We start from the raw sequence: 14941 nt of genomic DNA on the forward strand, positions 1-14941 counted from the left end.
CCTCATTGGGTGACTGAAACGGTGGACGTCCCCATTATCGCCTCCGACGTTCCGGCGTACGCGCACCCCGGCGATGCGGGCGCCGACCTCGTAGCCGCCGAGGCTGCCCGCCTCGAGCCCGGACAGCGCGCGATGGTCGGCACCGGAGTGCGCATCGCCTTGCCCGATGGCCACGTCGCCTTCGTGGTGCCGCGCAGCGGGCTCGCCGCCAAGCACGGCATCACCGTGGTCAACGCCCCCGGCACGGTCGACGCCGGGTACCGCGGCGAGATCAAGGTCATCCTGCTCAACACCGATGCCGAGCACGCGCACGACATCGCCGTCGGCGACCGCATCGCCCAGATCATCGTGATGCCGGTGCCGCGTGCCCGGTTCATCCCCGTGGACGCTCTGCCCGAGAGCGCCCGAGGCGAAGGCGGCTTCGGATCCACCGGCTTCGGCTCCGCCGCGGTCGGCTCCACGGACGCCCAGAAGAACGGAGTCCCCGCATGACCGATCCGACGCCCGCAGACGCGCCGCGCAAGGACGCGCCCGACGACCGAGCGGTCGCCGGGCCGTTCGACGAGTCCGAGGCGAACCCGGTCCGCCCGTACATCGACCTCGGCGGCATCAAGATCCTTCCCCGCGAGGGCCTGAACCTGCGGCTCGAGGTCGAGGAGCAGACCAAGCGCATCGTCGCGGTCGGACTCGACTACGCAGGCTCGACGCTGCAGGTGCAGCCGTTCGCCGCTCCGCGCACCGCCGGCCTGTGGGCGGAGACGCGCGAGCAGATCCGCGGTCAGATCCGCCAGCAGGGCGGCCGCGTCGAGGAGCGCGAGGGCCCCCTCGGTCCCGAGCTCCTCGCCGAGGTCCCCGTCGTCGCCGGTCCCGAGGGCACGGCGGGCAAGCGCCTCGCGCGCTTCGTCGGCGTGGACGGGCCCCGCTGGTTCCTGCGCGGCGTGATCGGGGGCGCGGCCACCTCCGACGTCGAGGCCGCCGCCGCAGTCGAAGACCTCTTCCGCTCCATCGTCGTCGTGCGGGGCGGCTCGCCGATGCCGCCGCGCGACCTCATCCCGTTGCGGATGCCCGCCACCCCGGGCGTCGCGTGACCGACGAACCGCGACCGGCGGTGCCGGGCGACGAGCAGCGCAGCCCCGATCTGACCCCGCCGCCGGCGGCCGAGGCATCCGCTTCCGAGATGCTCGGCGCTGCGCTGGGCGGCGCCGCGAAGCGCGCGGGCCTCGACCCCGCCGCCGGCGCGTCGACCGGCCATGTCGTGTGGGCCGCCATGGGCGGCTGGCGCGGCGTGCTGGAGTCGGTGCTTCCCGGACTCGTGTTCATCGTCGTCTACACCGTCACGATCGATCCCGAGACGGGTGACGGCGACCTCTGGCTGTCGCTGGGCCTGTCGGTCGGCATCGCCGCGATCTTCACGATCGCGCGCCTCATCGCGAAGCAGCCGATCACTGCGGCCATCGGCGGGCTCATCGCCGCCGGCGTGGCAGCCGCCTTTGCGGCGTTCACGGGCGAAGCATCCAACAACTTCATCCCCGGTTTCATCACGAACGCCCTCTACGGCACCGCCTTCCTGGTATCGGCGCTCATCGGCTGGTCGCTCATCGGGCTCGCCGTCGGTTTCCTCATGGGCGAGGGCACCGCGTGGCGCGCCGACAAGCGCAAGCGACGCGTCTTCTTCTGGCTCGCCATCGCATGGGCCTCGCTGTTCGCGGCGCGACTGCTGGTGCAGCTGCCGCTCTACTTCGCCGACAACGTCACCGCTCTGGGCACGCTCAAGCTCGTCATGGGGCTTCCGCTGTTCGCACCGCTCGTGGCCGTCACGTGGCTCGCCGTGCGCGCGCTCTACCCGCATCGCGACCGGGCGGGCGGCACGTCGCAGGAGTGATACATTTATCTTGATATCAAGATAAATTGACCCCGCCGCGGATTAGGTGATCCTCACTAGCCGAGGGATCCAGGGCGGGGGAAGATGGGGAGAGTGCCGGGCTCCGGCCCGCTCCCGCCGCCGACGAAGGAGACAGACGTGTCCACGGTTGACAGCTTCGGTGCCAAGAGCACCCTGACGGTCGGCAGCACCGACTACGAGATCTTCCGCATCGACACCGTCGACGGTCACGAGAAGCTCCCGTTCAGCCTCAAGGTGCTGCTCGAGAACCTGCTCCGCACCGAGGACGGCGCGAACGTGACGAAGGCCCAGATCCAGGCGCTGGGGTCGTGGGATGCCGACGCCGAGCCCGACACCGAGATCCAGTTCACGCCGGCGCGCGTGGTGATGCAGGACTTCACCGGCGTGCCCTGCATCGTCGACCTCGCCACGATGCGCGAGGCGGTCACCGCACTCGGCGGCGACCCGAACCGCATCAACCCGCTGTCGCCCGCCGAGATGGTCATCGACCACTCCGTCATCGCCGACCTCTTCGGCACCGAGAACGCCCTCGAGCGCAACGTCGAGATCGAGTACGAGCGCAACGGCGAGCGGTACCAGTTCCTCCGCTGGGGCCAGGGTGCGTTCGACGACTTCAAGGTCGTCCCGCCGGGCACCGGCATCGTCCACCAGGTCAACATCGAGCACCTCGCGAAGGTGATCTACGACCGCAGCGTCGACGGCGTACTGCGCGCCTACCCCGACACGTGCGTCGGCACCGACTCGCACACGACCATGGTCAACGGCCTCGGCGTCCTCGGCTGGGGTGTGGGCGGCATCGAGGCCGAGGCCGCGATGCTCGGCCAGCCCGTGTCGATGCTGATCCCACGTGTCGTCGGCTTCAAGCTCACCGGGGCGATCCCCGCCGGGGTCACCGCGACCGACGTCGTGCTCACCATCACCGACATGCTCCGCAAGCACGGCGTGGTCGGCAAGTTCGTCGAGTTCTACGGCGCGGGCGTCGCGTCGGTGCCGCTGGCCAACCGCGCCACGATCGGCAACATGAGCCCCGAGTTCGGGTCGACCGCGGCGATGTTCCCCATCGACGACGTCACGCTCGAGTACCTGCGCCTGACCGGCCGCGACGAGCAGACCGTCGCCCTCGTCGAGGCGTACGCCAAGGAGCAGAAGCTCTGGCACGACCCGTCGGTCGAGCCGACGTTCAGCGAGTACATGGAGCTCGACCTCTCGACGGTCGTCCCCTCCATCGCCGGCCCCAAGCGCCCGCAGGATCGCATCCTCCTTTCGGAGTCGAAGGCGCAGTTCGAGAAGGACATCCTCAACTACGCCACCGCGAGCACGTCGGAGGACATCGTCGACCTCGAGTCGAAGCACTCCTTCCCGGCGTCCGACCCCGGCGCCGTCCCCGGCGAGGAGGAGCCGACGACGCGCGAGGTGCACATCAACAGCGGGAGCCCGGCCGAGTGGTCGCAGCCCGTCGACGTGACCACGCCCGAGGGCGAGTCCTATGTCCTCGACAACGGCGCGGTCACGCTCGCCGCGATCACGTCGTGCACCAACACGTCCAACCCGTCGGTGATGATCGCCGCCGGCCTGCTCGCCCGCAAGGCGGTCGAGAAGGGCCTCAAGCGCAAGCCGTGGGTCAAGACGACCCTCGGCCCCGGCTCAAAGGTCGTGACCGACTACTACGAGAAGTCGGGCCTCGGCAAGGACCTCGAGGACATCGGCTTCTACACCGTCGGCTATGGCTGCACGATCTGCATCGGCAACTCCGGACCCCTCATCGAGGAGGTCTCGGCCGCGATCAACGACCACGACCTCGCCGTGACGGCGGTCCTGTCGGGCAACCGCAACTTCGAGGGCCGCATCAGCCCCGACGTGAAGATGAACTACCTGGCGTCGCCGCCGCTCGTCGTCGCCTACGCCCTCGCCGGGTCGATGAACTTCGATTTCGAGACCGACCCCCTCGGCAAGGACCTCGACGGCAACGACGTGTTCCTCAAGGACATCTGGCCGGCGCCCGACGAGGTGCAGGAGATCATCGACTCGTCCATCTCGCGCGAGCAGTTCATCAAGCAGTACGCGACCGTGTTCGACGGCGACGAGCGCTGGAAGAACCTTCCGACGCCCACCGGTCCGGTGTTCGAGTGGGACGCCGACTCGACCTACGTGCGCAAGGCGCCGTACTTCGACGGCATGAAGATGGAGCTCACCCCGGTGTCCGACATCGCCGGGGCGCGTGTCCTCGCCACGCTGGGCGACTCGGTCACCACCGACCACATCAGCCCGGCCGGCAACATCAAGGCGGGCACCCCCGCCGCTCAGTACCTCACCGAGCACGGCGTCGCGCAGAAGGACTTCAACTCCTACGGCTCGCGCCGCGGCAACCACGAGGTCATGATCCGCGGCACGTTCGCCAACATCCGCCTGAAGAACCTGCTGGTGAGCGCGGTCAACGACGGCGCGGTGGTGGAGGGCGGCTTCACGCGCGACTTCACGCAGGAGGGCGGTCCGCAGTCGTTCATCTACGACGCGAGCCAGAACTACCAGGCGGCGGGCACGCCCCTGGTGATCTTCGGCGGCAAGGAGTACGGCTCGGGCTCGTCGCGCGACTGGGCGGCCAAGGGCACGAGCCTGCTGGGCGTGAAGGCCGTGATCACCGAGAGCTTCGAGCGCATCCACCGCTCGAACCTCATCGGCATGGGCGTCGTCCCGCTGCAGTTCCCCGCCGGCAAGACGTGGGAGTCGCTGGGCCTCGACGGCACCGAGATCGTCTCGATCGCTGGTCTCGAGCAGCTCAACGAGGGCGTCACGCCCAAGACGGTCCGCGTCACGGCGGCGCCGAGCGAGTTCTCGGCGCCCGGCAAGGAGACCATCGAGTTCGACGCGGTCGTCCGGATCGACACGCCCGGTGAGGCCGACTACTACCGCAACGGCGGCATCCTGCAGTACGTGCTGCGTTCGCTCGTCTGACAGCTGATTCACGGGGGACCGGATGCTGCAGCATCCGGTCCCTCCTTCATGCCGCGGGTAGACTCGAAGGGCCCTTCCGGGGCCGGAAAGGAGCCGGGATGTCGCTGCTGTCGTCCATTGCCGGACCCCGCGATCTCGACGCACTGAGCACTGCAGAGCTGCAGGAGCTGGCCGACGAGGTCCGCGCCTTCCTCATCGAGAACGTCTCACGCACAGGCGGCCACCTCGGCCCCAACCTCGGCGTGGTCGAGCTCACCATCGCGCTGCACCGTGTGTTCGACTCGCCGAACGACCCGTTCATCTTCGACACCGGCCATCAGTCGTACGTGCACAAGCTGCTCACCGGGCGACAGGACTTCACGAACCTCCGCTCGCGCGGCGGACTGGCCGGCTATCCGCAGCGCGCGGAGAGCCCGCACGACGTCGTCGAGTCCTCGCACGCGTCGAGCTCGCTGAGCTGGGCCGACGGCGTCTCACGCGCTCTCACCCGCACCGGCCGGAAGGACCGGCACGTCGTCGCGGTCGTCGGCGACGGTTCGCTCACCGGCGGCATGACGTGGGAGGCGCTGAACAACATCTCCGACGACAACGACCGCAACCTCGTGATCGTCGTCAACGACAACGGCCGCTCCTACGCCCCGACGATCGGGGGCATGGCGCGGTACCTCAATCGCGTGCGCACCGCCGACACGTACCGCAACCTGCACCGCGGCTCCGACACGCTGTTCCGCAAGCTCGGTCCTGCTGCGCGCGCGGTCTACCGGGGGGTCCGCGGCGGAACGCACGGCTTCCTCTCACGGTTCACCAACAACGCGGCGCTGTACTCGAATCTCGACATCAAGTACCTCGGTCCCGTCGACGGGCACGACCTGCCGACGCTGATCGAGACGCTCGAGCTCGCCAAGGAGTACGGCGCTCCGGTCATCGTGCACGCGATCACCGAGAAGGGCCGCGGCTATCAGCCGGCGCTCGACGACGAAGCCGACGCCTTCCACGCGGTCGGCAAGATCGACCCGCTGACGGGCAAGACGGTCGGGGGCTCGGGCGGGGCACCCGCGTGGACCGACGTCTTCGCCGACGAGCTGGTCTCGGTGGGGGAGAGCCGCGACGACGTCATCGCCATGACGGCGGCGATGCTCCGGCCCACCGGTCTCCTGCCGTTCGCGCAGCGGTTCCCCGATCGTGTGTACGACGTGGGCATCGCCGAGCAGCACGCCGTCGCCTCGGCCGCCGGTCTCGCGTTCGGCGGCCTACACCCCGTGGTCGCGATCTACGCGACCTTCATGAACCGTGCCTTCGACCAGGTGCTCATGGACGTCGCGCTGCATCGCGCGGGCGTCACCTTCGTGCTCGATCGCGCCGGCGTCACCGGCCCGGACGGCCCGAGCCACCACGGCATCTGGGACCTCGCCATGCTGCAGCTCGTGCCGCACATCCGCATCGCAGTGCCCCGCGACGCCGAGCGCCTGCGCGAAGAGCTGCAGGAGGCTGTCGCCGTCGACGACGCCCCGACCGTGATCCGGTTCCCCAAGGGCGGCGTGAGCCCCGAGCTCCCCGCATTGGAGCGCCTGGACGACGGCGTCGACGTGCTCGTTCGCTCGGACGCCCACGATGTGCTGATCGTCGGCATCGGCCCGATGGCGCACACCGCGGTCGACGTCGCCGCGCGCCTGCGCGACCAGGGCATCGGCGCGACGGTCGTCGACCCTCGGTGGGTGGTGCCCGTGCAGCGGTCGATCGTCGAGCTCGCGGCATCCCACCGCCTGGTGATCACGATCGAGGACGGCATCCGCGTTGGCGGCATCGGCACCCGCGTGCGCCAGGTGCTCCGCGAAGCCGGCGTCGACACGGCCGTGGATGAACTCGGCGTGCCCGACGAGTTCATCGATCACGCCAGTCGCGAGCAGATCCTCGAGGACTCCGGGCTCACGCCGGCCAAGATCGCGCAGGATGTCGTCGCGCAGGTCCTGGGAACCCGCATCCCCGTGGCGCGCGGCGCCGCGACGAGCGAGATCCCCACGATCGGATCGTTCGCCCGCAGCGAGGAGAAGCAGCGCTGACCGCCACGGCCGTACCGGTCGCCACGCACGCGTGAGGGCGGTTCCCCGAAGGGAGCCGCCCTCACGCGTCGGCGGCGTCGGCCGGGCGTCAGCCGCCGATGCCCTTGATCACCGGGTGGTGGAAGGTGTCGCTGAACACCCGCTCCGAGGCGCCCTCGCGATCGAGGTACGGCGAGGCGCCGCCGTCGATGAAGGGCCAGCCGGCGCCGAGGATGAGGCACAGGTCGATGTCCTCGACCTCGGGGACCACGCCCTCGTCCAGCATGAGCTTGATCTCCTGAGCGAGCCCGTCCTGGACCCGCTGCAGGATCGTCGCCGCCGAGGCGGGGGACGATCCCACCGCGGGCTTGAGGAGCTTCTCGGCCGCCTTGGTCCAGCCCGTCACACGGCCGCCCTTGTCCTTCTCGACGACCTCCGGGAGCTCCGCCAGTGCGTGGAAGTTCTCGTTCGCGTAGAACCGGTCGGGGAACGCGCGCACCATCGTGTCCTGCACGTGGGCGGCGACCTTCCAGCCCACCAGATCGATGAGCTGGAACGGGCCCATCGGCAGGCCGAGCGGCGCGAACGCCTTCTCGACCTCGACGACGGGGGTGCCTTCGTAGACGGCACGGGCCGCCTCGCCCATCACCTTGGCGAGCAGGCGGTTCACCACGAACCCGGGCGCGTCGGCGGTGAGGACCGCGTTCTTTCCGAGGTTCTTCGCGACCACGAATGCGGTCGAGAGCGCGGCATCCGCCGTCTGGGGTGTCTTCACGATCTCGATGAGCGGCATGACGGCCACCGGGTTGAAGAAGTGGAACCCGACGAGGCGCTCGGGGTGCGCGAGCTTCGCGCCGATCTCCTCGACCGACAGGGAGGAGGTGTTCGTCGCGAGGATCGCGTCCTCGGCGACGATCTGCTCGATCTCGCCGAAGACCGCCTGCTTGACCCCGACCTCTTCGAACACGGCCTCGATGACGAAGTCGCAGTCCGCGTACAGGCTCTTGTCGGTCGTGCCCGTCACCAGCGCACGGAGCTTGTTGGCGCTGTCGGCGTCGAGGCGTCCCTTGGCCTCGAGCTTGCCGATCTCGTCGTGGATGTACGCCACGCCCTTGTCGACACGCGCCTGATCGAGGTCGGTGATGAGCACGGGCACCTGCAGCTTGCGCACGAAGAGCAGCGCGAACTGGCTCGCCATGAGTCCGGCGCCGATGATGCCGACCTTCGTGACCTTCTTGGCGAGCACCCTGTCGGGGGCGCCGACAGGACGCTTCGCGCGCTTCTGCACGAGATCGAACGCGTACATGGACGCCGCGAACTGGTCGCCCGCGACGAGCTCGGCGAGGGCCTCGTCCTCACGCGCGAAGGCTTCGGCCTTCGTGCCGCCCTTCGCCTTGTCGAGCAGTTCGAGGGCCTTGTAGGGAGACGTCGGCACGGTGCCGATCTTCGATTCGAGCATGCCGCGCGCCACCTTGACGGCGATCGGCCACTTCGTGAGGCGCTCGATCTTGCCGGGCTCGTTCTTGCGGTCCACCTTCGTCTTGCCGGTGAGCACGCCGTCCGCCCAGGCGAGCGAGTCCTCGAGGTAATTCGCGGCGGGGAAGATCGCGTCCACGATGCCGTAGTCGAACGCCTGCTGCGGCTTGAGCATGCGGTTCTGCTTGAGCGGGTTGGAGATCACGACCTCGAGCGCGTTCTCGATGCCGATGAGGTTCGGCAGGAGGTATGCCCCACCCCACCCGGGGATGATGCCGAGGAACACCTCGGGGAGCGCGATCGCCGCGGCCGAGGCATCCACCGTCCGGTACGTCGAGTTGAGCGCGATCTCGAGACCGCCGCCGAGCGCGAGCCCGTTCACGAACGCGAACGAGGGCACGCCGAGCGATCCGAGCTTGCCGAACACGTGGTGGCCGAGCTGTGCGATCAGGCGTGCGTTGTCCTTCGATCCCACGCGCGAGATGTCGGACAGGTCGGCCCCGGCCGCGAGGATGTACTGCTTGCCCGTGACCGCGACGGCCTGGATCTCGCCGGCCGACGCGCGGGTGCGCAGGGAGTCGAGGACCTCGCCGAGCTGTGTCAGCGTCGTGGGACCGAGCGTGTTGGGCCGCGTGTGGTCACGTCCGTTGTCGAGCGTGATGAGCGCGAGCACCCTGCCGGAGGCGAGCCGGACGTCGCGCACGCGCGAGTGCGTGACGACCTCTCCGTCGGCGAGGGCGTTCAGCGGCGAGAAGTCGATCTCGTCGTAGTTCGTCATTGCGGAGGGCTCCTACTTCTTCTTCTTGCCGTCGTAGTGGGGGTTCTCCCAGATGACCGAGCCGCCCTGACCCAGCCCCACGCACATCGCGGTGAGGCCGTAGCGGACATCGGGGCGCTCGGCGAAATGCGCCGCGAGCTGGATCATCAGCCGCACGCCCGAGGCGGCGAGAGGGTGCCCGAAGGCGATCGCGCCGCCCCACGGGTTCACACGCGGGTCGTCGTCGGCGATGCCGAAGTGGTCGAGCAGCGAGATGACCTGGATCGCGAACGCCTCGTTGAGCTCGAACAGCCCGATGTCGTCGATGGTCAGGCCGGCCTTCTTGAGCGCCTTCTCGGTCGACGGGATCGGGCCGATCCCCATGATCTCCGGCTGCACGCCGGCGAACGCGAACGAGACGAGCCTCATCTTCGGCGCGAGGCCGAGCTCCTTCACCGCACCGCCGCCGGCCAGCAGCGACATCGTGGCACCGTCGGTCAGAGGCGACGAAGTGCCGGCCGTGACGCGACCGTGAGGCCGGAAGGGCGTCTTCAGCGCCGCGAGGTCTTCCATCGTGGTCTGGGGGCGGCGGCCCTCGTCCTCAGTGGCGAGGCCCCACGAGCCCTCGGCATCCTTGATCGCGACCGACACGAGGTCGGGCTGGATCTTCCCGGCGTCGTAGGCGGCCTGCACCTTGTGCTGGCTCAGCATGCCGTAGCGGTCGGAGCGCTCCTTCGTGAGGTGCGGGAAGCGGTCGAAGATGCGCTCGGCCGTGACGCCCATGTTGAGCGCGCCGGGGTCGACCATCTTCTCGGCGACGAAGCGCGGGTTGGGGTCGGCGTTTCCGCCGATCGGGTGGTGCCCCATGTGCTCCACGCCGCCCGCGAGGGCCACGTCGTACATGCCCATGCCGATCGAGCCCGCCATCGTCGTGACGCTCGTCATCGCGCCCGCGCACATGCGATCGATCGCGAAGCCGGGGACCGACTGGGGGAGCCCGGCGAGGATCGCGACGCTGCGCCCGAGGGTCAGCCCCTGGTCGCCGGTCTGACTGGTCGCGGCGATGGCGACGTCATCGATCCGGTCCTTGGGAACGCCGGGGTTGCGCTCCATGAGTCCGATCGTCGCCTTCACGGCGAGGTCGTCCGCTCGGGTGTTCCAGTACATGCCCTTCTCGCCGGCGCGCCCGAAGGGGGTGCGCATTCCATCGACGAAGAAGACGTCCGAGATCTCGGCCACTCTGCCTCCAAAAATAGGGATGCCGTCAGCCTAGGATCGCGCCGGAACGCGCGAGAAAACGGGTGGGGGAAACCTACGAATCCGTTTCGGACGCCGTCGACGCCGCTTGCACGGATCCCACAAAGGCATCGGCGATCACCTGTGAGGTCTGGTCAATCTGCCAGCGGCGCGCACCGAGCACGAGCAGAGCTTCCCCGACGGATGCCGCGGTGAGCGGCTCGGGCGGAGCACACGCGACGCGGCGCAGCAGCTCGGGGGTCAGCAGGTTCTCCGTCGGCATGCGCAGGTCTTCGGCGAGATGCTCGACAGCCGGCCGCGCGGCCTTGAGACGGGCATCCGCTTCGGGGTTGCGGTCGGGCCACGCGCGGGGCGGTGGAAGCGTGTCGCCGCCGGTGGCGCGCTCGAGCGGGAGATCCTTCGAGGCGCGCCCCTCTTCGAACGCCGCCCACCACCGATCGAGCTGAGAGCGGCTGGCCCGTCCGGTGAACTCCTTCACGGAGGCCAGGTCCTGCTTGGACTTCGGGTCGGCGATCACGGCCGCCACGAGGGCACGGTCGGGAACGAGTCTCCCGGGCGCCACGTCCTCTTCGCGGGCGTAGTCCTCGCGCGCGGTCCAGAGGGAGCGCGCCACGGCGAGGGCCTTGCGCCCGCGCACGGTGTGCAGGCCGCTGAGCCTGCGCCACGGCTCCTCGCGCGGAGGCTTGGGCTCACGGTCGAGGACCGCTCGGAACTCCTCCTCGGCGAACTCCGTCTTGCCCTGCTCCTCGAGCTCGGCCACCAGCGCGTCGCGCACGTCGACGAGGTGCTCGACGTCGAGCGCGGCGTATTCCAGCCAGGACTGGGGGAGAGGCCTCGTCGACCAGTCCGACGCGGAGTGAGCCTTCGCGAGCGAGATGCCGAGAGTGTCCTCCACGACGGCGCCGAGGCCGACCCGGTCATGGCCCAGGAGCCGAGCCGCGAGCTCGGTGTCGAACATCGAGGCGGGCTCCAGCGCGAGTTCGCGCAGCGACGGCAGATCCTGGCTCGCCGCGTGGAGCACCCACTCCTGGTCGCCGATGGCGGCCTGCAGAGCACTGAAGTCGCCGATGGGCGGCGGGTCGAAGAGGAACACCCCCGCTCCGCGTCGGAACACCTGGATGAGATAGGCCCGCTGCGAGTACCGGAATCCGGACGCCCGCTCGACGTCGACGGCGACGGGTCCGTACCCTTCCGCCAGACGTCGCGAGGCGTCGATCAGGTCTTCGATGCGATCGATGACGACGTATTCAGTCACGCGTCGCCCTGCGTGAACCCAGCATTGCGATCCCTTCCGAGCCCGGCGGGAGACCCGCGAGCATGCACACCAGCTCAGCCCATGCTTCCACGTGCGGCGCGATCTCGCCTTCCGGCGACCACGAGGCGCGCAGCTCGATCTGTGCGCCATCGCCCTCTGCGGCCAGCGTCCCGAACCCCTTCGAGAGCGTCTTCGTGGCGGTGCCGGAGGCTGAATGGAAAGCGGCGCGCCGCGATTCGAGCGCATCGGTCAGCCAGGCCCAGGCCACATCGGCCAGCAGCGGATCGACGCCGATGTCGGGCTCGAGGGGCGCCTGCGCGAAGCACACGATGCGCCACGGTCCGTTCCACTGAGTCGGCTCGTCCGGGTCGTGGAGCAGGATGAAGCGCCCCGTCCCGTAAGCGGAGTCGACGCCCTCCTCTTCCGGACGCACGTCGCCCGCGAGCGCCAGCGCGAAGGCCGCCAGGCCTGTGGGCGCCGGGATCTCGCGGACCGAGAGGTCTCCGCGGAACTCGATCGCCCGCACCTGCTCGGCCACATGCGCGAACGGCGTGGTAGCCGCGGGAGGACGATGCTCAGCCACGCGGACAGACTAGAGTGAGGCCTCGATGGTCGCCTCCAGGCGCGCCGCGTACGGCGGCGCATCACCCAGTCTCCTCGCCGGGATCCGGGCCGCGCTGACTGTGATCAGCCTGGCCCTGGCCGGCGTGCTCTCCGCCATGGCGGTCGCCTCGGTGCACATGGCCCGCCGGGTCGTCACACCCGCCGTACGGCTGCCGGACACCCGCATCCTTTCTCTCGACACCGCCGCGCAGACGATCACCCTCGCGCGAACACCGGACACCGAGCTGCCCGGGCGCTACGGCCTGTTCACGAGCGGCACCGAGGCGTATGTCAAGCTCGGCTCGGTCCTTTCCGAGAGCGAGACCAGCGTGAAGCGGAAGCTGCTCACGCACGTGGGATCGGACGCGCGCCTCTCACCGGAAGCGGCCTTCAGCGGCTGGTACTACGACCGGCCGGAGCAGCTGCACCTCGCGTTCAGCCCCGAGCTCATCGGCTCCTCGGTCGGCCCGTGCCCCGCGTGGCTCTTCCCTGCGGGCGACGGCGACGTGTGGGTCATCCAGGTCCACGGCCGCGGCACGACCCGAGCCGAGTGCCTTCGCGCCGTCCCGCTGTTCCACCAGGCGGGGATCACGTCCCTCGTCGTGTCGTATCGCAACGACGGCGAGGCTCCTCGCAGCCGCGCGGGCACGTACACGCTCGGCGCCACCGAGTGGCGCGACGTCGACGCCGCGGTCGGATTCGCCCGGCGGCGCGGCGCGAAGCGCATCATCCTCATGGGGTGGTCGATGGGCGGCGCGATCGCTCTCCAGGTCTCGCTCAACTCCGCGCACCGCGACACGATCACCGGCCTCATCCTCGAGTCGCCCGTGGTCGACTGGCGGATCGTGCTCGAATACCAGGCGCGCCTCATGCGGGTGCCCCCGACGGTCAGCGGCTTGGCGATCGGCGCGCTGCGCAGCGAGTGGGCCACCCCGATCACTCGCGCCGGCAGCGCCATCCCCTTCGATCGGCTCGACGTCGTGGCGCGCGCGGGGGAGCTGCGGCATCCGATGCTCATCCTGCACAGCGACGACGACGGCTTCGTGCCCTCCGACGCCTCCCACGATCTGGTGACGGCCAGACCCGACATCGTCGAGCTCGAGGTGTTCGAGGTCGCGCGGCACACCAAGCTGTGGAACTACGACCAGGAGCGCTGGAGCGCGCGCATCCGACGGTGGCTCACCGCGCACGACCTGGGCGCAGTGCCCGCGCCCGCAGAGGACTGACCGGGGCGAGGCATCCGCTCCCCGTCTTCCCGGTGCCGGGCGTCAGGCCGAGGTCTTCGCCCGCACCTGACGCTTGGCGCGCATGAGCATGCCCGTCATGCCCGAGACGCGCAGCGGCGACACGACCCGGGTGAGACCGATGCTCTGCGGGAAGTCGGCCGGGATCGCGAGGACCTCGTCGGCCGTCAGTCCCGTGATGCCCTGCGCGAGGATGCTCGCGAAGCCACGGGTGGTCGGCGCCTCGGCCGGAGCGGTCGCGTGCATCGCGACCACGCCGGCCTCGTCGACGTCGACCACGATGAACACGGGGGACTGGCACTCGGCCACGCGCTCGTAGAGCTCCGGATGCCCCTCGTACTCGGCCGGCACGGGCGGCAGCTCCTGCGAGAACTCGAGCAGCAGCTGGAGCCGGTCGGGCTCGGGCAGCTCGAGGAACTCGTCGCGGATCTCGGCGAGGCTCGGGGGAAGGGCGGTATCGGTCATCCCCGCCATCTTTTCACGGGACCGGATGCCGCGGCTCAGCGCGCGGGCACCTCACCGGGCTCCGCTCCCGCGACGATCGGCACGCGCACGGCGCTGCCCCACTCGGTCCACGACCCGTCGTAGTTGCGCACGTCGTGGAACCCGAGCAGGTGCTTGAGCACGAACCACGTGTGGCTGGACCGTTCGCCGATGCGGCAGTAGGCCACCACGGAGTCGCCGTCCTTCAGGCCGACCTCGTCGCGGTAGATCGCATCGAGCTCGGCGCGCGTCTTGAAGCCGCCGTCCTCCGCGACCGCGCGCGCCCACGGGACGCTCCTCGCGGTCGGGATGTGTCCGGCGCGCAGGGCGCCCTCCTCGGGGTAGGCGGGCGCCGAGGTGCGCGAGCCGTCGTACTCCTCGGGCGAGCGGACGTCGATGAGCGGGCTGCCGAGATGGGCGAGGACGTCGTCCTTGTACGCGCGGAGCGTCGAATCGTCCCGTTCCACGGGGGGATATGACGTCTCGGGACGCTCGGTGCGGTCCGTCGTCATCGGCCGCCCCTCGGCGATCCACTTGTCCCGACCGCCGTCGAGAAGGCGCACGTCCTCGTGGCCGAAGAGCGAGAAGACCCACAGCGCGTACGCGGCCCACCAGTTGTTCTTGTCGCCGTAGATGACGACGGTGTCGTCGCGCGCGATGCCCTTGCGGCTCAGCAGCGCGGCGAAACCCGCGCCGTCGACGTAGTCGCGAACGACCGGGTCGTTCAGCTCGGTGTGCCAGTCGACCTTGACCGCGCCGGGGATGTGGCCGGTCTCGTAGAGCAGCACGTCCTCGTCGGACTCGACGACGACGAGCCCCGGCGCGCCGAGACGCTCCTGCAGCCAGTCGCCGGTCACGAGCCGGCCCGGCTCTGCGTACTCGGCGAACTTCGCGGACGACGTGTCGGTCTCGATGGCCATGCGTGCTCCTCGGGTCGGGGCGCGGAAGTGCGACGACTAGGGTTGAACCGTC

The 14941-nt window shown here is 69.8% G+C and carries 12 protein-coding genes; 6 read left to right on the top strand and 6 right to left on the bottom strand.

Annotation, left to right across the window (positions count from 1 at the left end):
* Positions 1-9 precede the first annotated feature (9 nt).
* The 5 genes from dut to dxs all read left to right on the top strand — a co-directional run bounded on the left by dut (position 10) and on the right by dxs (position 6915).
* Positions 10-492 (top strand): dUTP diphosphatase, encoded by a 483-nt coding sequence (gene dut / locus OB08_RS14515; protein ID WP_461475931.1) that lies wholly within the window; start codon positions 10-12, stop codon positions 490-492.
* Entirely contained in the window at positions 489-1088 is a 600-nt protein-coding gene (locus tag OB08_RS14520) for a DUF3710 domain-containing protein (RefSeq protein WP_461475933.1), read from the top strand. Before dut ends, OB08_RS14520 begins: the two co-directional genes overlap by 4 nt.
* Entirely contained in the window at positions 1085-1882 is a 798-nt protein-coding gene (locus OB08_RS14525) for a DUF3159 domain-containing protein (RefSeq protein WP_461475935.1), read from the top strand. Before OB08_RS14520 ends, OB08_RS14525 begins: the two co-directional genes overlap by 4 nt.
* A 138-nt stretch (positions 1883-2020) precedes the next feature.
* Positions 2021-4855, top strand: a complete 2835-nt coding sequence (locus OB08_RS14530; protein WP_461475937.1) for an aconitate hydratase — start codon at positions 2021-2023, stop codon at positions 4853-4855.
* A gap of 98 nt (positions 4856-4953) precedes the next feature.
* Positions 4954-6915 (top strand): 1-deoxy-D-xylulose-5-phosphate synthase, encoded by a 1962-nt coding sequence (gene dxs, locus OB08_RS14535; protein WP_461475939.1) that lies wholly within the window; start codon positions 4954-4956, stop codon positions 6913-6915.
* 88 nt (positions 6916-7003) lie between these two features.
* On the opposite strand, the gene OB08_RS14540 is transcribed toward dxs, so the two are convergent.
* From OB08_RS14540 to OB08_RS14555, 4 genes are all read right to left on the bottom strand, one after another.
* Positions 7004-9148, bottom strand: a complete 2145-nt coding sequence (locus OB08_RS14540; protein ID WP_461475941.1) for a 3-hydroxyacyl-CoA dehydrogenase NAD-binding domain-containing protein — start codon at positions 9146-9148, stop codon at positions 7004-7006.
* 12 nt (positions 9149-9160) lie between these two features.
* On the bottom strand, positions 9161-10366 hold the full coding sequence (locus OB08_RS14545; protein WP_461475943.1) for a thiolase family protein: 1206 nt from the start codon (positions 10364-10366) through the stop codon (positions 9161-9163).
* Positions 10367-10439: 73 nt separating this feature from the next.
* Positions 10440-11639: a ribonuclease D gene (locus OB08_RS14550; RefSeq protein ID WP_461475945.1), complete on the bottom strand. Its 1200-nt coding sequence runs from the start codon at positions 11637-11639 to the stop codon at positions 10440-10442.
* Positions 11632-12222, bottom strand: a complete 591-nt coding sequence (locus OB08_RS14555) for a DUF3000 family protein (protein ID WP_461475947.1) — start codon at positions 12220-12222, stop codon at positions 11632-11634. The genes OB08_RS14550 and OB08_RS14555 overlap by 8 nt, the downstream gene beginning before the upstream one ends.
* A gap of 25 nt (positions 12223-12247) precedes the next feature.
* Between OB08_RS14555 and OB08_RS14560 the strand changes: the two genes are divergently transcribed.
* Positions 12248-13468: an alpha/beta hydrolase family protein gene (locus tag OB08_RS14560; RefSeq protein WP_461475948.1), complete on the top strand. Its 1221-nt coding sequence runs from the start codon at positions 12248-12250 to the stop codon at positions 13466-13468.
* Positions 13469-13510: 42 nt separating this feature from the next.
* Here the strand turns inward: OB08_RS14560 and OB08_RS14565 are convergent, their stop codons facing one another.
* On the bottom strand, positions 13511-13951 hold the full coding sequence (locus OB08_RS14565) for a SufE family protein (protein ID WP_461475950.1): 441 nt from the start codon (positions 13949-13951) through the stop codon (positions 13511-13513).
* Between the two features lie 35 nt (positions 13952-13986).
* Positions 13987-14889, bottom strand: coding sequence for a sulfurtransferase (locus OB08_RS14570; protein WP_461475952.1), 903 nt, complete (start codon positions 14887-14889; stop codon positions 13987-13989).
* Positions 14890-14941 lie beyond the last annotated feature (52 nt).

The organism is Microbacterium sp. HJ5, from assembly GCF_054824025.1.